General features: G+C 69.7%; 15 protein-coding genes and 1 tRNA gene. 9 read left to right on the forward strand and 7 right to left on the reverse strand.

Annotated elements, in window-relative coordinates:
• Positions 1-30: 30 nt before the first annotated feature.
• Positions 31-1251 carry a TMEM143 family protein gene (locus tag ACFUUZ_RS07195; RefSeq protein WP_378693442.1) on the reverse strand — a complete coding sequence of 407 codons (1221 nt, stop codon included), beginning with the start codon at positions 1249-1251 and terminating at the stop codon, positions 31-33.
• Between the two features lie 121 nt (positions 1252-1372).
• Between ACFUUZ_RS07195 and ACFUUZ_RS07200 the strand changes: the two genes are divergently transcribed.
• Together ACFUUZ_RS07200 and ACFUUZ_RS07205 are read left to right on the forward strand one after the other, a co-directional pair.
• A complete protein-coding gene (locus ACFUUZ_RS07200) occupies positions 1373-2668 on the forward strand; it encodes a cytosine permease (protein WP_378693444.1) in 1296 nt (431 codons plus the stop codon).
• Positions 2665-3348, forward strand: a complete 684-nt coding sequence (locus ACFUUZ_RS07205; RefSeq protein WP_378693446.1) for a cysteine hydrolase family protein — start codon at positions 2665-2667, stop codon at positions 3346-3348. The genes ACFUUZ_RS07200 and ACFUUZ_RS07205 overlap by 4 nt, the downstream gene beginning before the upstream one ends.
• A gap of 202 nt (positions 3349-3550) precedes the next feature.
• On the opposite strand, the gene ACFUUZ_RS07210 is transcribed toward ACFUUZ_RS07205, so the two are convergent.
• From ACFUUZ_RS07210 to ACFUUZ_RS07220, 3 genes are read right to left on the reverse strand one after another with little or no spacing between them, the layout of a single operon-like run.
• Positions 3551-4618 (reverse strand): SEFIR domain-containing protein, encoded by a 1068-nt coding sequence (locus tag ACFUUZ_RS07210; RefSeq protein WP_378693448.1) that lies wholly within the window; start codon positions 4616-4618, stop codon positions 3551-3553.
• Positions 4608-5423 carry a hypothetical protein gene (locus ACFUUZ_RS07215; protein WP_378693450.1) on the reverse strand — a complete coding sequence of 272 codons (816 nt, stop codon included), beginning with the start codon at positions 5421-5423 and terminating at the stop codon, positions 4608-4610. Before ACFUUZ_RS07215 ends, ACFUUZ_RS07210 begins: the two co-directional genes overlap by 11 nt.
• Positions 5424-5588 (reverse strand): hypothetical protein, encoded by a 165-nt coding sequence (locus ACFUUZ_RS07220; protein ID WP_378693452.1) that lies wholly within the window; start codon positions 5586-5588, stop codon positions 5424-5426.
• A 106-nt stretch (positions 5589-5694) separates the two neighbouring features.
• Here ACFUUZ_RS07220 and ACFUUZ_RS07225 point away from each other — a divergent pair, with 106 nt between their 5' ends.
• The 4 genes from ACFUUZ_RS07225 to ACFUUZ_RS07240 all read left to right on the forward strand — a co-directional run bounded on the left by ACFUUZ_RS07225 (position 5695) and on the right by ACFUUZ_RS07240 (position 11314).
• Positions 5695-7986: an NB-ARC domain-containing protein gene (locus tag ACFUUZ_RS07225; RefSeq protein ID WP_378693454.1), complete on the forward strand. Its 2292-nt coding sequence runs from the start codon at positions 5695-5697 to the stop codon at positions 7984-7986.
• Between the two features lie 150 nt (positions 7987-8136).
• Positions 8137-8994 (forward strand): DUF1707 domain-containing protein, encoded by an 858-nt coding sequence (locus ACFUUZ_RS07230; protein WP_378693456.1) that lies wholly within the window; start codon positions 8137-8139, stop codon positions 8992-8994.
• A gap of 76 nt (positions 8995-9070) precedes the next feature.
• Positions 9071-9154: transfer RNA gene (locus ACFUUZ_RS07235), tRNA-Leu, on the forward strand.
• A gap of 924 nt (positions 9155-10078) precedes the next feature.
• Positions 10079-11314 carry an IS256 family transposase gene (locus tag ACFUUZ_RS07240; protein ID WP_378693458.1) on the forward strand — a complete coding sequence of 412 codons (1236 nt, stop codon included), beginning with the start codon at positions 10079-10081 and terminating at the stop codon, positions 11312-11314.
• Between the two features lie 156 nt (positions 11315-11470).
• Here the strand turns inward: ACFUUZ_RS07240 and ACFUUZ_RS07245 are convergent, their stop codons facing one another.
• A complete protein-coding gene (locus tag ACFUUZ_RS07245) occupies positions 11471-12517 on the reverse strand; it encodes a DUF1330 domain-containing protein (RefSeq protein ID WP_378693460.1) in 1047 nt (348 codons plus the stop codon).
• The gene (locus ACFUUZ_RS07250; protein ID WP_378693462.1) at positions 12510-12956 is read right to left on the reverse strand and encodes a MarR family winged helix-turn-helix transcriptional regulator; all 447 of its coding nucleotides are present in this window, start codon (positions 12954-12956) and stop codon (positions 12510-12512) included. Before ACFUUZ_RS07250 ends, ACFUUZ_RS07245 begins: the two co-directional genes overlap by 8 nt.
• Before the next feature lie 123 nt (positions 12957-13079).
• On the opposite strand from ACFUUZ_RS07250, the gene ACFUUZ_RS07255 reads away from it, so the two are divergent.
• Complete coding sequence (locus ACFUUZ_RS07255; RefSeq protein ID WP_378693464.1) at positions 13080-13883, forward strand: class I SAM-dependent methyltransferase; 804 nt, start codon at positions 13080-13082, stop codon at positions 13881-13883.
• Between the two features lie 196 nt (positions 13884-14079).
• On the forward strand, positions 14080-15249 hold the full coding sequence (locus ACFUUZ_RS07260) for a spirocyclase AveC family protein (RefSeq protein ID WP_378693466.1): 1170 nt from the start codon (positions 14080-14082) through the stop codon (positions 15247-15249).
• A gap of 61 nt (positions 15250-15310) precedes the next feature.
• Here the strand turns inward: ACFUUZ_RS07260 and ACFUUZ_RS07265 are convergent, their stop codons facing one another.
• Complete coding sequence (locus ACFUUZ_RS07265; RefSeq protein WP_378693467.1) at positions 15311-15910, reverse strand: TetR/AcrR family transcriptional regulator; 600 nt, start codon at positions 15908-15910, stop codon at positions 15311-15313.
• A gap of 208 nt (positions 15911-16118) precedes the next feature.
• On the opposite strand from ACFUUZ_RS07265, the gene ACFUUZ_RS07270 reads away from it, so the two are divergent.
• The gene (locus tag ACFUUZ_RS07270) at positions 16119-17288 is read left to right on the forward strand and encodes a spirocyclase AveC family protein (protein WP_378693469.1); all 1170 of its coding nucleotides are present in this window, start codon (positions 16119-16121) and stop codon (positions 17286-17288) included.

A 17288-nucleotide genomic window follows, 5' to 3' on the forward strand; every position in this document is an offset into this window, starting at 1 on the left:
AGCCTGGTCCCGAGGAAATGGGGGCAGCGCTCAGGCGTCGATCGGGGCGGAGCGGAAGGCGTTGTCCCACCGGCGATCCAGCCGGGCCCGCGCAGCCGGGAGCGGCAGCACGCCGAGCCCGCCGCGCTCGTCGGTGGTGAGCAGCTCGAGCTCGCGCAACCGGCGCAGCCCGTCCCGGATCCGGAAGTCGAACCCGGTCGCCCACTGCTCGCGGAACCACTCCTCGACCCGCGCGTCCAGCTCCGCCCCGGTGAGCGGCGCCTCGGCCGTGCGCAGGAAGTGGTAGGCCAGCACCGCCTCCTTGACCTCGGACTCCTCGGCCGCGCCGAGCAGGTGGTGCAGCACGCCATGGTCGTTGTCGAGGTTGCGGAAGTAGAGGTGCTCGGAGAGCGTCTTCATGAGCTTCAGCTTGCGATTCTTGAACTTCGAGAACTGGCGCACCAGGTAGCCGCCGAACGCCGCCAGCCCCGCGCCGAGCGTGATCAGCGCGGCCTGGTCCAGCCGGACCGGGTCGTCGCGCAGCCCCACCCAGAACGCCAGCAGCAGCACCACCGGCCCCAGCGAGGCGATCAGCTTGGTGGCGACGACGACGATCCCGGACACCGCCGCGGGCACGCCGATGAGCAGCTTGTCCAGCGGCCGCATCCGCACCCGGACCGTCGGGTACAGCATCTCCAGGTCGTTCTTCGGCACGTTCTGGAAGAGCTTGAGCAGCACGCCGCCGTTCGACCGCTGCGCGCTGTCGCCGAACGCGATGTAGACGAGAACCTTGGCATAGCTGGTGAATTCGAGGTCGCGGCGGCGCAACCCGAACCAGGACGGCACCCGCTCGGTGCGCTGCGAGACCCCGCGCCGGAAGAACAGCGCCGTCTCGAACTCGCTCTCGTCCACCTCCAGCCGCACCTTCACCAGCGCGTGCTCGGTGAACGCCCGCCGCATCTCCGCGGCCGAGATCCGGGTGTAGTCGGCGGCCTCGGCGAGCGCGACCAGCTCGCGCTCCACCGTCGCCCGGGCCGCCACCCGCTCCGCGGGCGTCGCGGGCCGGAGCACCCGCTCGTCCTCGGACGGGTCCATCACCTGGTAGGCGTCGAGCGCGGCCTCGCCGCGGCGGTGGAACTCGTGGTGCACCAGCGCCGCGAGCAGCCCGGCGAACTCGGTGAACGGCCCGCGCTCGGCGTCGGGCAGCTCCGCGGCGCAGAGCGCGATCACGGTGTTCTTACGGAAGGGCAGGAAGTGTTCGGCGAGCTCCACGGCCGAAAGCCTAGGGCCGAGAGCCTCCGGCTACATCACCGTAACCGGGGCGCGATCCGGACACAGATCCGTAACCGGGCACCCGCGCCGAGGAAACATGAGGTCGCGAACGTATACAGCCATGAGTACAGAGCTGAATACGGCGACGACCGCGGCGCCGCCACCCGCGCTCGGCGACGAGTACGAGAGCGTCCCCGTCCCGGCGGCCGCACGCCGCGGCCTCGCCTCGGTGTCAGCCGTCTGGCTCGGCTTCCCGATGATCCTCACCTGCGCCGTCTTCGGCGGGCTGATCGTGTACTCGCTCGGCTTCTGGCGCGGCATGCTCGCCATCCTGCTCGGCAACCTCGTGCTCATGGGGTACGTCGGCGCACTCAGCTACCTGGCGGGCAAGACCGGGAAGAGCTTCGCGCTCATCGCGATCGACACCTTCGGCCGCCGCGGCTACCGCCTCGTCTCCGGCTTCCTCGCCACCGTCGTGATCGGCTGGTTCGCCTTCCAGACCGGGCTCACCGGCTCCATCCTGGCCACCAGCCTCGGCTGGGACGAGCGCTGGACCAGCCTCGGCGCAGGCATCGGGTACGTGCTCGTCACCCTGCTCGGCATCCGCGCGCTCTCCGCCATCGGCGTCATCGCCGCCCCGCTCTACCTGGCGCTCGGCACCACCGCCGTCGCGCTCGCGCTCGGCGAAGCGAGCTGGGGCTCCGCGCTCGGCTACGCGGGCGCGGGCTCCGCGCTCAGCCTCGGCGCCGCCGTCACCCTGGTGATCGCCTGCTTCATCGACTCCGGCACCATGACCGCCGACTTCACCCGCTGGTCGAAGAACGGCAGGGAGGGCTTCCTCGCCGCCTGCTCCGCGTTCCCGGTCGGCAATACCGTCGCCCTGGTGATCGGCGGGCTCATCGTCGCGCTCGGCGCCGCCGCGAACCCCGCCACCGACGGCGGCAACTTCCTCTCGATCCTGATCGACCAGGGCGGTTGGCTCGTCCCCGTCGCGGTGATCTTCGTCTTCGTGAACCTGGGCTCGGTCTGCGCGCACTGCCTCTACAACGGCGCCGTCGGCTGGAGCCAGCTCACCGGCCACCGCATGCGCGCGCTGAGCGTCGTGCTCGGCGCGATCGGCGTCCTGCTCGCGGTCGCGGGCGTGTGGTCGCACTTCGAGACCTGGCTCAACCTGCTCGGCGTCATCGTCCCGCCGATCGGCATCGTGCTCATCCTGGACCAGCTGGTCCTGCGCCGCCCGGTCCGCGAAACCGACTGGCGCCGCGCGGCCTTCATCGCCTGGGCCGTCGGCGCCGCCGCCGCGCTCGCCGCGCACGAGTGGGCCCCCGGCCTCTCCGACGCCATCGTCGGCATGGTCGTCGGCGGCGCCGTCTTCTCCGCCCTGTCCGTCCGCGAACGAGAGGTTGCATCCGCATGACCAAGCAGGTGGACGCCCGCCCCTACACCTGGCCCTACGACGGCCCGATCGACCCCGCCGCCACCGCCGTGATCTGCATCGACTGGCAGGTCGACTTCTGCGGCCCCGGCGGTTACGTCGACGCCATGGGCTACGACCTCGCGCTCACCCGCGCCGGGCTCGCCCCCACGGCCCGGCTGCTCGCCGCCGCGCGCGCCGCCGGGCTGACCGTCATCCACACCCGCGAGGGGCACCGGCCCGATCTGGCCGACCTGCCCGCGAACAAGCGGTGGCGTTCCGCGCAGATCGGCGCGGAGATCGGGAGTGTCGGGCCGCACGGGCGGATCCTGGTGCAGGGGGAGCCGGGGTGGGAGATCGTCCCCGAGGTGGCCCCGCTGCCAGGCGAGCCGATCATCGACAAGCCAGGGAAGGGGGCCTTCTACGCCACCGACCTGGACCTGGTGCTGCGGACGCGGGGGATCAGGAACATCGTGCTCACCGGGATCACCACCGATGTCTGCGTGCACACCACCATGCGGGAGGCGAACGATCGCGGGTACGAGTGCCTGATCCTCTCGGATTGCACCGGGGCCACGGACCCCGGGAATCACGAGGCGGCGCTGCACATGGTGACCATGCAGGGCGGGGTGTTCGGCGCGGTGGCGGATTCCGGGGCGGTGATCGCGGCGCTGGAGGCGTGAGCGCTTCGCCGGCTACGAATCAGCGGGCCGGGTCGGCAGCCGCACCACCACCGGGTTGCGCCGCGGTCGCTGGTGCGGGAGACCGATTCGGGTGCACCCCGCGCGGACCCGAATCGGCGCTCCGACATCGAGAATCGCCGACGCCGGCCTCCGGCAGCCGATCCGCTGGAAAGTGCTGAACACCGCTGCGCGGCGGCCTTCGTCAGGTCGACAGCGTCGGGTTCCCCCACGCGAGCGCAGGCAGCCTGGCCGAACGGCCGACCGCGGCACCCGCTCCGGCCAGCATCGGATTGGTGACGGTGTCCGGCCGGTAGGCGACGAGCCGCAGGCGCAGGACGTCGCTGATGTCGTAGCGGATGCGCACGGGCTCCCCGTAGGCCACCTCGACCTGCTTCTGCGCCTCCCCGTCGAGGAACACCTGGAAGTAGGCGATCTGCTCGGCGTCGACGGCGTCGTCGAGGATGCCGACCACCGATTCGAAACCGCGGTAGGCGCGGCGGAGGTTGTACTCCATCGGGCTCCGCGAGTCCTTGCAGAAGGTCGAGCACCGGTGCACGATGCTGTTCCCGTAGTGGATGCCGTTCAGTTCGGCTCCGGTGATGGAGAGATCCGGGCCGTGCACGATGGGATTCAGGGCGTCGGTCAGCAGCCGCACCTTGCCTCGGCTCGAAACGGTCGCGGCTCGAACCGGCTCCGCTGCACCGCGGGCGCCCGAGTGCGCCGACCTGGCCGCTCGCCTGCCGAACCGGGGGCCGATGTATTCGCCGCGCTCCGGCGCGGTGTGTTCGGACACCCCGCTGAACGCCGCGAGCAGGTCGTTGACCCCCTCGGTGGTGAACTCCTCGATCTCGTACCGCGTGGTGGAGTGCGCGGCCAGGAACACCGGGATCTCGTCGATCGAGCGCCCGGGAAGCACCACCGGGAGGACCCTTCTGGTCTCCGCCCGCAGATCACGGGTGAGCCCGTCCCGGATGATCGCCGCCTCGAACTGCGCCCCCCGCCCCTCGTCCGCCGCCGCGGTCCCGTCCGCCCGCCGCTTGTACTCGGGGGAGGCGATGACCAGGATGAAATCCGCCTCGGTGAGCTGCTCGATCGCCCACAGCGACCAGTCGCGGCGCTGGTAGTCGTCCCAGCTGTCGAGGCGGACATCGACGCCTGCTTCGCGGCGCAGGAATGTCGCGAATTCGAGGACCAGGTCCTTGTGCTCGGGGGAGTCGTGCGAATAGGAAACGAATACCCGCGGCGGCACTCCCGGATTCCTACCGCTCATGTTTGTCCTCTCGTTGTGAATTCACTCCGATATCGGCGAACTGTTCCCGTGCCACGCGCACGGCGTGTTCCAACCGGACCTCCGCCGGGACGGTCAGATCCCAGTGCACGGCAAGCGGAAATGCCCGCGCGGCCGGTGGCGCGCTGTCGAACATGGTGCCCCGCATAACAAGAACGAGCGGCGCCTGCACAGGGTACAGCGGAGGCAGCAGGAGTTGAAGCTCGAATTCGGCGGTATTCACGAGCGCGCGGACGAAGCCCACTCCCTCGACGTCGAGGGTCGTCGGCGGCGACACCCCGGCGCCGAGCATCGCCGCGAGCCGCGCGGTATCCCGGCCGACGGGCACGATGTGCACCCGGGCGGGCCGGATATCGACGGTGCCCGCGCTCGTCGGCTCCGCGACGAAGACCGACATCAGGCCGTTGGGCAGCAGCACCTCGTGTTCCTCGGCGCGCCTGTTGCCGCCGGTGACGATGACATCGACGAATCGGCCGAGCCAGGGTGCCAGGCGGAGGCTGTCCGCGACGGCCGCGCTCGACGGCAGGCCCACCGCGCCGGACCGGGAGTGCGCGATGCCCTTCAGTTCGAGGTCCGGCTCGGCCGTCTCGACCCGGGTGAGCGCCCGCTGGAACGCGGCGGACAGCCGGAACGGGCCCGACGCCGCATCCGGGTCGGGGAGGAACGCGGTGATCACCGGAAGCCCGAGCGGCCCGAGCAACCCCCCGCCCCGCTCCGGCGGCGGGGCGGCGACATGGTGGTCGATCGCGGTGAGGACGGTGTCGAGAATCGATACGTGGCGGAACATTCACCCCCCGTCCGTTCCGCAGAAGGGCTCGGCGGTGACCCGCGACAACCGGGGTCGCCGCGCATCGTCCTCGCTCTCGGCCAACAGGATTCGGCCGTCGTAGTCGATGACGATCCCGGCGTCCCGGCGCCGGGCGCGGGGGACCGGGTCGGTGTTCATGCTCATCCGGTGCTCCTCGGGGTGGACGGTCTCGGCCCCACTGCAGCACAATCGGTGTGGGGCCGGCCGGGGCTCTGCACAACGCTTGAACACCCTGGAGGGTTTCTGCGCCGTGAACAGGGCAGCGTCGGCCGACGGCCGGGACATGGCGGCGTTCGTCGCCGAGCTGCAGGCCGCCGTCGTCCGGGCCGAGAAGCGGCACCGCGTGAGCCGCGTGGCAATAGCGAAGCGGCTCAGTGTTTCTCCCGGCAGCGTCTACGCTTACCTGAACGGCACGACGCTGCCGGGGACGGAGATCTTCGACCGGCTGCTGGCGGAGCTGCACATCGGCGCGGCCGACGCCAAGCGCCTCGTCGACCTGCGCGACACCGTCGACATCGCGCGGCGCGGCGGCCGCGCCCGCGCCGACGCGCCGCCGGACGACCCACCCCCGCCCGCGGACCTGCCGCGCGACATCCCCGTCCTGCACGGCCGGGCGGCGGAGCTGGAGCGGATCGCGGCGATCGTCGGCGCGGGCACCGGCGGGGTGTGCGTGCTGTCGGGGCTCGGCGGGGTCGGCAAGACCGCGCTCGCCGTCCGCACCGCCCGCGCGCTGCTGCCCCGGTTCGCCGACGGCTGCCTCTTCACCGACCTGCACGGGTACGCCGCCGACCCCGCCACGGCACCGGAGGTGGCCGCGGGCACGCTGCTGCGGCAGCTGGCCGTGGCGCCCGAGCTGATCCCCGCGCACCCGGACGCCAGGCTCGCGCTGCTCCGGGAGCACCTGAACCGCGGGCGCTTCCTGGTCGTGCTCGACAATGCCCTCGACGCGGCCCAGGTGACCCCGCTGCTGCCCGGCGGCGGCGCATCCATGGTCCTGATCACGAGCCGGAGCACCCTCAACGGCCTCGACGACGTCGACCGCGTGCAGGTCGGCCGGTTGCCGGAGCACGAGGCCGCGGCGCTGCTGACCCGCCTGACGGCGGCGCTCCCCGCCGACCGGCTACCGGACGGCGAGGGCCGCGCGGCACTCGTGCGCCAGTGCCACGGCCTCCCGGTCGCCATCAGGATCGTCTCCGCGATCCTGCGCAGCGAGGGGTGGCCGACCGCGCCGAGCGGCGGCTACGAGGTCGACCTCACCGTCCTGCACGACGGCGACCGCAGCGTGGAGGCGCTCTTCGAGCACTCCGTCACCCGCCTGCCCGCCGAGCCTGCCGCGACCTTCACCCTGCTCGGCCTGCACCCCGGCCCCGATTTCGAGGTGCACAGCGCGGCGGCGCTGGTCGGCGTCGACCGCGCGGCCATGCAGCGCCACCTCCGAATCCTGGTCGAGGTGAACCTGCTGGAGTCGCCCGCCGCGGGCCGGTACCGCCTCCACGACCTGCTGCGCGACTTCGCCGGGCAGCGCGCCGCGTCCGAGTGCGACGCCGCGGCGACGGCCGTCGCGGCGACCAGGATCGTCGACCACTACACCGCCTTCGCCGACGCCGCCGACCGCGTGCTGACCCCGCACCGACACCGCTCCGGAATGGCCCCCCGCTCCGCCCACCCCGCCACCGCCCCGCGCAGCTACTCCGAGGCGATCCGCGCCATGACCGCCGAGCGCGATCACCTGGCGGCCACCGCCCAGCTCGCCTTCGACACCGGCCTCGACGAACAGTGCTGGCAGCTCGCCTTCGCGGTCCGCGGCTTCGCCTTCGTCACCGGCGACATCGAACTGTGGACCCGCACCCACGAACTGGCGCTGGCCGCCGCGGTCCGCGCGGGCAACCGCGCCGCCGCCGCCGTCACCCGCAACAACCTCGGCCTCGCCCTGATCACCGCCGGTCGCGACGGCGAGGCCGAGCAGCTGTACGAGCAGGCCCAGGCGCAGTTCGCGGAGCTCGGTGACCGGCACGGCGAACACACCGCGATCGCCCACCGCGCCTGGATCCACGTGCACCGGGGCGAACTCGCCGAGGCCCTGCGGCTGAGCCGCCGTGCGCTCGACTTCGTCACCGAGCACGGCGCACCGCGCAACAGGGCCATCCTGCTGCGCGACACCGCGCTCATCGAGGTGAAACTCGGCAGGCACTACGAGGCGGTGCCCAAACTGCTGGAGGCACTGGAGATGTTCCGTGCCTTCACCCTGTACGTCGACGAGGCGATGGCCTGCAATGTCCTCGGCGACGCCTACCTCGCCCTGTCCGCGCTCGACGACGCGGCCGATGCCTTCCAGCGCGGCACCGTGCTCGGGCGCATGGGCGGAAGCATCGCCGAGCAGGCCCGCGGCCACGACGGCTTCGGCAGAGTGGCTGCCGCACAGCACAATCCGGAAACAGCACTGGAAAGCTGGCGGACGGCACACGAGTTCTTCGTCGCCATGAACGATGTCCATCACTCGACCGACATCGCCGCCCGCATCGCGGAAATAGAATCTCGCTGAAATCCTCTGAAAAACTCTGAACGACGCATTCATCCGGAGTCGGCGGGGTTCGGAATACCCTGCGAATGCATTTCGCGAACCTGGTGTCGACAGCTCGTCGCATTTCCGCGGCGGCCCTGTCGCGTGGAAACGAACTGGAATCGAGTAGACGTGAGCAAGAATCAGGACGACATGGCGACGCGCATCGGGAACGCCGAGCGGGAGAGCGCCATGGCGCTGCTCAACGAGCACGTGGCGGCCGGGCGCATCGACGTGTCCGAATTCGATTCCCGGGCCCAGCGGGTATTCAGCGCGGTCACCAAGGGCGACCTGGCGGCGATCTTCGCCGACCTGCAGGCGCCGCAGAAGGCAGGCCCCAACCGCTGGCAGCTGGCGGCCATCGGACTCGCCGTGGTCTGCGTCGCGCTGACCGTCGCCGTCGTGGTCGCCACCACCCGGCCGACCGCGTCGGAGCCCGTCGCCGCCACCACGCCCGTGTCGACCACGCCCAGGATCCCGGCGCCGAGCACCACCGGCATGGCAACCTCGACGACGGTGAGCTCGACGACGGCCTCGACAACGACCTCGTCCTCCGCGTCGGCCACCGTGTCCGGCAGCAACACCGCCCCCGTGCAGTACCTGATGGATGCGGAGATCCTGTCGGACAAGGCGTACTGGAACTTCTCCGAGGGGCCCGCCGCGGTCTCCGGCACCCAGTACAGCCGGTCGATCATGCTCGAACCCAGAGCGAAATCGGTGGGCTACGTCGAATACGACCTCGGCCGCAAATTCACCCAGCTCGACGCCGTCCTCGGCGTCCGGGACGACGCCATCCCGAGCGACATCGCCATGCAGATCCAGATCTATGCCGACGGGGTGGTCGTGAGCGACACGACCGTCAAGCTGGGCGCCCCGGTCCCGATCCACCTCACCTTCGACAAGCCCCTTCGGCTGCGCCTGCAGGCCACCTACCTGACCGAGGACGCCGACGGGTTCGCGGTATTCGGCGACCTCAGGGTGACCCGGTAGCCGAGCGCCCCAGCCGCAGGTCACGGGGCGATTTGGTCCCGGCCGTTGCGGTCGGATACTCTGGCTGGGCACACCGGTCCGGGTGGCGGAATGGCAGACGCGCTAGCTTGAGGTGCTAGTGCCCGTATAGGGCGTGGGGGTTCAAGTCCCCCTCCGGACACGACCAGTACGCCAACCCGCGCAGCTGCGGGTTGGCTTCTGCTGTCACTTCACTGGTCTCGTGGTTGTAGCTCATTTTCAGGCCGAGTTCCCGATAGACCTCGAACTTGTCGTTGGGGTCAGCGGCGCGCAGTATCGCCAGTAGTCCGCCCAGCGCGTCGACCAGTTGGCGAATCTCGTTTCGGCTCATCCGCCGGGTTGGCTTGCCGCGATGTTCAGAGATGGCAAGTTGCGCTACCAGAGCCGCTCGTTCCCGGTTGACGTCACTGCTCCACGCGGCGACCATCGCCGGATCCGCCCCGGCTTCGAGCGCAGCGCGATGCCTGGCCAGCTTGCGATCACACTCGGCAATAGCGCTTCGCACAGAATTCGGTACGACAACATCGTGTGATTGAGTGGCTTCAAGTCAAGGTGTGTTCGACTCGCTCGGCGTCGAAAATCTCCGCCAACCACGCGTCGATGGGATCAACGAGAACCTCTTCTTTCAGGAAGACGTTGACAGGGTGTTCGAGGTGGTTGGCGAGCGCGTACTCACGAGGGTATCGGCACCGGTAGACCGCCGCGCCGTGAAACCAGTTTCCTTGCATCTTTCGCCCACACGATTCGTGAGTGAGTAGACCTTTGAATGAATAGGGGTGGGAGCGGCGCACGGCAGCGGGTGGCGAGTTGGAGGTGCGCGTACCGAATTTGGCCTGTACCTGCTCGAAAGTATCTTTCGGAATGATGATGTCGTGGACAGGGCTATCGGAGTAGACCCACTCTATCTTCGGATTCCACGCGAGACGGGTCTGATGCCGGTTGCGTCCAGCAGAGTGGTGTACGACCGGACGCCAGCAAAGTCTGAGCGTGTCGTAGCCGGGAAGGGAGCGGTCACCGCGTGATTCTTCAAGAGACCGACCAAAGTCACTCGAAGGAGAACCACGCGATGACCGATCTCCAGCCTATCGACCCAGCCGAGTTGCTGTCGGATCAACTCGCCGCCGCGAGCCCTGATCTGCTGCGTTCTATGCTTTCGACGTTCATTCAGACGGTGATGAGCGCCGAGGCCGACGCGGTCTGCGGCGCCGGCTACGGGCAACGATCCGACGAACGGGTCAACCACCGCAACGGCTACCGCCACCGCGACTTCGACACCCGTGTCGGCACGATCGATGTCGCGGTCCCGAAGCTGCGCACGGGCAGCTACTTCCCGGACTGGTTGCTCGAGCGCCGCAAACGCGCCGAACGAGCGCTGACCTCGGTGGTGGCGACCTGCTACCTGCTCGGGGTCTCCACGCGGCGGATGGAGAAGCTCGTCGAGTCCCTCGGGGTGACGAGGTTGTCGAAGTCGCAGGTCTCGATCATGGCCGCCGAACTCGATGCCCAGGTCGAAGCGTTCCGCACCCGCCCCCTGGACCAGGGCCCCTACACCTTCCTCGCCGCGGACGCGCTGGTGTTGAAGGTCCGCGAGAACGGTCGCGTGGTCAATGTCCACGCTCTGATCGCGACCGGGGTCAATTCCGAGGGCTACCGCGAGATCCTCGGCTTGCAGGTCACTTCCGGCGAAGATGGTGCCGGGTGGCTGGCGTTCTTCCGCGATCTGGTCGCCCCGGGCCTTTCCGGGGTCGAGCTGGTCACCTCCGATGCCCACGCCGGGCTCGTGGCCGCGGTCGGGGCCACGTTGCCGGGCGCGTCCTGGCAGAGGTGCAGAACCCACTACACCGTGAACCTCATGTCGATCTGCCCGAAGAGCTCCTGGCCGTGGGTGCGGACACTGCTGCATTCGGTGTTCGACCAAGCCGACGCCGGATCGGTTGACGCGCAATACGATCGGATGCTCGACACGCTCGCCGAGAAGCTCCCGCGAGTCGCTGCCCACCTCGACGACGCCCGCGCGGACCTGCTCGCCTTTACCGGCTTCCCCAAGCAGATCTGGCGCCAGATCTGGTCCAACAATCCTCGAGAACGGTTGAACAAGGAGATCCGGCGACGCACCGACGTGGTCGGGATCTTCCCCGATCGCACCGCGATCATCCGCCTCGTCGGCGCCGTGTTGGCCGAGCAGCACGACGAGTGGATCGAGGGCCGCCGCTACCTCGGACTCGACGTCCTGGCCCGCTCACGCGCACGCACCGACCTCGCCACCGAACAGGAGACAACCCCTGCCGAACTGACCGCCTGACCCATCAGGATCACGCGGAGACCGTTCTCCTACACCACGTATTTGGACTTGACCGCCGCGGGCGAGGGCCGGGTTCTGCGCCGCACTGGGCTTTCTCACACGTATCAGTGGCGTCCGGGTGACGTCGGTGCGGGACGCTCGGGTGCCCGACCGCCGTCACGGTGCGATGACGAGCCGTAATCCGACATCGAGTTCGGCCAGGTCGCGGAGGTGCGCGTTGCGGCGCGCCCAGGTGCCGTCGGCCAGGTCGCGGCCGAGGTCGGTGACCACCCGCGTGACGACATCGTCGGGCATCCGGGCGAATCCCGAAGTGACCTGCCGCGCTTCGGGGTCGAGCATGCGCTCGGGGTGGGCCCAGCAGGCGACGAGCATCCAGTCGGGGGTGTCGCGGGCGAGCGGCATGGGTTCGACGCGGGCCCCGCCGAGCCAGCCCGCGAGCTGCTCGGGCAGGGGGAAGATCCGGCGGTCGAGCGCGGCGACCTCGGGGAGGTAGTCGCGCAGCAGCCACATCCGCTCCGAGACGCGCGGATCGAGCGTCACCAGCACGACCGGTCCGCGCGCCACCCGCCGCAGTTCGCGCACGCCCCGTTCGGGCGAGTGCCAGTGGTGCACGCTCAGCACCGCCATGGCCGCGTCCACCGAGCCGTCGAACAGCGGTAGCTCCTCGGCCGTGCCGCGGATCGCGGGCGCGCGCTGCGGGTTTCGCTGCGCTGCCATGACCGCGCTCGGTTCGATGGCGATCACGTGGCGGTCGGCCGGTTCGTAGGATCCCGCTCCGGCCCCGACGTTGAGGACGCTGCGTGCCTCGCCGAGCGCGGCGTGTACGCGGTCGCGGATCGCCGGGTCCTCGCGCCGCAGGTGCGCGTAGCGGGTGCCGATCTCGTCGTAGCGGGGCGCCTGCGGCGCGGGCACGCCGTGGGCGAGCAGGACAACGCCGTGGGTGGCGGCCACCCGGTCGGCGGAGATCTCGCGGTACTGCGGCGACTCGGCCCAGGCCCGGAATCGGTGTTCGCTGTCGAAGCGCAGGATGACGACCTTGTCGAGGTCGGTGTCGCCCTCGACGACCTCGGGTCGCTCGTCGGCGGCGAGCAGCGCGCCGCCGTGCGCGGCGAGCACCTCGGCGAAGCGCCGGACGTAGCGCAGGTACCGCGGGCGATCGTGGATGCGGAACTGTGCGACCACGTAGACGGGGTGCTCAGCCATGCGCCCCCTCCGTCCTGGCCGCCGAGCCGCAGCGCTCGACCGTGGTGTTCAGGAACCGCAGCACCACCTCGATCTCCGCCGCGGTGAACCCCGCGGTGAGCTCGGAGAGCACCTGCTCGAACACCGGCGCGGCCTTCGTGCGCACCCGCCTGCCCGGCTCGCGCAGGTGCAGCAGCGTGCTGCGGCCGTCCCCGTCGTTCGACGAGCGCGCGATCAGCTCGGCCCGCTCGAGGCGCTGCACCATGCTCGTCACCGCCGACTTGTTCAGGTCCAGCTCCTTCGCGATCCGCGACGGCGTGGTGTCGGGCCGCGACGACAGCAGCGACAACGTCGCCAGCTGCGGCAGCGAGATGCCGAGCCGCGCGCCGAGCGCGACGTTGGCGTAGGCCACCGCGGAGCGCGACGCCCGGTGCAGCAGAAGCAGGAGCCGATCATCCATGCCCCGAGCGTACCGCGGAGTGGTTCACATATGAACCACTTTCTCGCGGGTGCGACGATGTCCAGAGCATGCCTCGCAGGCGCACCACCCCGCCGCGCCCGACGCCCAGGAGGACACCCGCCCATGACCGGCCCCACTCCGACCGCGGAATACGCCACCACCGACCCCCTGCGGGTCCGGATCGACACCCACGCCCAGCACAGCGAACACCCCGACGACCCCGTCGCCGCCGTCGTCGACGCCCTCGAGCTGACCGGCGGGGAGGCGCTGGCCGACATCGGCTGCGGCGACGGGCGCTTCCTCGCCCATCTCGGCCGGCGCGGCCACGCAGGCCGTCTGGTCGGGGTGGACAACTCCGCCGCCATGGTCACCGCCGCCGCGGCGATCCCTGGCGTCGAAGCCGTCACCGGCGACGCCGAAGCACTGCCGTTCGGCGACGACGAATTCGACGCGGTCACCGCCCGCCACATGCTGTACCACGTCCCCGACCCACGGCGGGCCCTGCGCGAGCTGGCGCGCATCACCCGGCCCGGTGGACGGGTCGCGGTCACCGTCAACCACCCCGCCACCTGCGCGCGCACCCGCGGGCTCGTCATCGACCGCGCGGCCGAGCACGGCCTGGCCCCCGTCGTGGGCATGGTCAACGGTGTCGACTCCACCACTCTGCCCGCGATGATGGCCGAGGTGTTCGGCGAGGTCCGGGTCGACCGCTTCGACAACGCCCTGGTCTTCGACGCCCCCGCACCCCTGATCCGCTTCGCCGAGGCCCTCTTCTCCTTCTGCGGCATCGACCCCGCCTCCCCCCACCGCGCAGCGATCCTCGACGCGGTCACCACCGACGTCGACCACTGGTTCGCCACCCATTTGGGAGAGCGCTGGCGCGACCCCAAGGGGTACATCGTCGTCGCTGCGCAGCCGTGCTGCTAGGAACCTGTTCGTTATTGAGATCCTCACTGGTATCTTGATCTACGTTCGGTTACCAAAGGAGGGCGACGATGACGGCGCCGACAGCACAGCGTTCTCGACGAGGCGGTACCACCCCGGCACCGATACTCGGGTCGAATCCGGGCCATGCCGGGTCTCCAGGGGCTCGGGCCCTGCAGCCGCAGCCGGAGCGGGCGCGGTGACCGGGCCCAAGGACGGCGCGAAGGTCTCCGCCGTCACCGAGTCCGCGCCTCGGGTGGCCGCCCTCGGCAACACCGAGGGCGGCGCGGGCAAGCCGGTCCAGATCTGGGCGGTCGTCGGCGCGGCGATCCTGCTGCTGCAGCTGTATGTGACGGTCCGCTGGATCAGCGGCCCCTACTTCGAGCGGGTCCCGGCCGGGCCCACCGAGCCGCCCGCGGCGATGAAGACGATTCTCACCGTCTACACGGCGGGCATCGTGGTGCTCTTCCCGGTCAGCATCTGGTGGTTCATCATCCGGCCGTGGCGCCGGGAACGCCGGATCACCCTGGACGGCATGCTCATCGGCGCCATGGGGCTGATGTTCTTCCAGGACCCGCTGCTCAACTACTTCAACACCTGGTGCACCTACAACACCTGGATGTTCAACCGCGGCTCGTGGTCGGCGCACATCCCCGGCTGGGTCTCACCGGAGGAGCCGGGCCGTCAGGTCGCCGAGCCGCTGCTGATGAACGCGCCCGGCTACGCCTACGGCGTGCTGCTCTGCACCATCGCGGGCTGCTGGGTGATGCGCAAGGTCAAGGCGCGGTGGCCGGGGATGAGCAACCTGCGGCTGATCGGGGTGACCGCGGTGATCGCGTTCGTCTTCGACTTCGTCATGGAGGGCCTGGTCCTCATGCCGATGGGGCTCTACAGCTTCCCGGGAGCCATCCAGTCGGTGTCGATCAACGCGGGCACCTACTACCAGTGGCCGGTCTACGAGGGGCTGATGTGGGGCGGGGTGCAGACAGCGCTGTGCTGCCTGTACTACTTCACCGACGACCGCGGCCGCACCATCGCCGAGCGCGGCCTGGATCGGGTCGGCGGCGGCTTCGTCAAGCAGCAGGCGACCCGGTTCCTGGCGATCTTCGCCGCGGTCAGCGTGATCTTCTTCGTCTTCTACAACCTGCCCGCGCAGTGGTTCGGCATGCACGCCGACCCCTGGCCGAAGGACGTGCTGGAGCGCTCGTACTTCAACGGCGGCATCTGCGGAGCGGGCTCGGACATGCCGTGCCCGGACCCGTCGCTCCCGCTGCCGCGCAAGGGCTCCGGCTACATCGACAACGAAGGCAGGCTCATCATGCCCGAGGGTGTCACGGTGCCCGAGCCGGTGCCGTTCAAAGACCGCTGAGGCTGCGACGGCCGGTGGCATCCGAACCCCGCGTTCGGCGATGCCGCCGGCCGTCCGGCGGTCAGGGCAGCTTGATCGCCGACATGTACATCTCGAGCACCGGCCGGTAGAGGTCGATGTCGTCGAGTTGGGTGCCGAGCACCACCGAGTCGGTGGTGTGCACCAGGATTCGCGCGAAGGTCAGCGGCGGGATGGTCAGCGTTGCGCCCACCTGTTCCATGCCCTCGGTGATGAAGCGGCTCAGCTTCTCGACCACCTCTTCGCGCTCGGCCGCCACCCGCTCCCTGGCCTCCGGGTTGCGCAGCAGGTACAGCGTGAACTCCATGCCGAGCGCGGCGTGTTCGGCGCCGCGGTCGGCGCTGAGCCTGCGCCACAGCTCCGCCACCCGGTCCAGCTCGTGCGCGCCCACCTGCGCGGCCGAGACCACCTCGGTGAAGGTGTCGAAGTAGCGCTGCCAGTACCACTCGTTGACCGCGAGGAAGAGCTCCTCCTTGGTCGAGAAGTGCTTGTAGATCGCGCCTTTGGTGTAGCCGGCGGCATAGGCGATGTCGTCGAGGGTGGCGGCGGTGAAGCCCTTCTCGGCGAACACCTCCTGCGCCGCGTCCAGCAGCAGCTTCCGTGTGTGTTCGAGCCGCCGCTCTCTGGTCCACCGCTCTGCCATACCTGCGAGTATGCCACGGATCTCGGAAACCTCTGCGAAGGAGAGATTCCCATCGGTATATTGGCAACCGCGTCGATTCCCGAGGAGGGCGGACGATGACGACCTCGTCTTCACCAAACCCGCGCTATTGCCCTGAATCCCGGCCTGCGGCCTGCTCGAGCCCACGGCGGCTCCGTGCGGGCGCGGGGTCCGTTTCGGAGGTGTTGCGATGAGCGCGCCTGCCGACAAGAAGTCCGCGCCGGTCACCGAATCCATCGGTGCGACGGCGGATCTGGGATCGAAACAAGCCAAGACTTCGAGACCGGTGGTGGTCTGGGCGATCGTCGGCGGGCTGATCCTGGCCTTCCAGATCTACATCTGGGTGAGCTGGGCCGTCGGGCCGCACTTCGAGCGGGTGCCGACCGGGCCGAGCGACCCGCCGACCTGGATGAAGATCATCCTGGGCACCTGGACCACCGTCATCCTGGCCGGCTGGCCGGTCGGCATCTGGTGGTTCATCGTGCGGCCGTGGCGGCGCGAGCGCCGGATCACCCTGGACGGCATGCTCCTGGTGGCCTGCGGGCTACTGTTCTTCCAGGACCCGCTGCTCAACTACTTCAATACCTGGAGCACCTACAACACCTGGATGTTCAACCGCGGCTCCTGGGTCGCGGAGATCCCGGGCTGGCGCTCCTACGCCGAGCCGGGCGCCATGATGGCCGAGCCGCTGCTGATGAACGCGGCGGGCTACTCCTACGGCGTGCTGCTCTGCACCATCCTGGGCTGCTTCGTCATGCGGCAGGCCAAGAAGAAGTGGCCGAACATCAACAACTACGGGCTGATCGGCATCCTGATCGTCTGGACCTTCTTCTTCGACCTGGTCATCGAGGGGCTCTTCCTCATGCCGATGGGGCTCTTCACCTACCCCGGCGCCATCCAGTCGCTCTCGATCAACGCGGGCACCTACTACCAGTGGCCCATCTACGAGGGGCTCATGTGGGGCGGGGTGCAGGCGGGGCTGTGCGCGCTGCGCTACTTCACCGACGACCGCGGCCGCACCTTCGTCGAACGCGGACTGGAGCGCACCGGCGGCGGCTTCGTGCGCCAGCAGACCACCAGGTTCCTGGCCATCTTCGCCGCCTGCAGCATGTTCTTCTTCGTCTGCTACAACCTGCCCGCGCAGTGGTTCGCCATGAACGCCGACCCGTGGCCCGAGGACATCCAGAAGCGCTCCTACTTCGACATGGGCGTCTGCGGCGACGGCACCGACCGGCCCTGCCCGCACCCGGATATGCCGATTCCCGGCCGCGACACCGTCTACATCGACACCGAGGGCAATGTCGTGATCCCCGATGGCGTCGAACTGCCGAAGATCGTCCCCCACGAGCGAGGTAACTGA

The organism is Nocardia sp. NPDC057353, assembly GCF_042667085.1.
Classification (GTDB): domain Bacteria; phylum Actinomycetota; class Actinomycetes; order Mycobacteriales; family Mycobacteriaceae; genus Nocardia.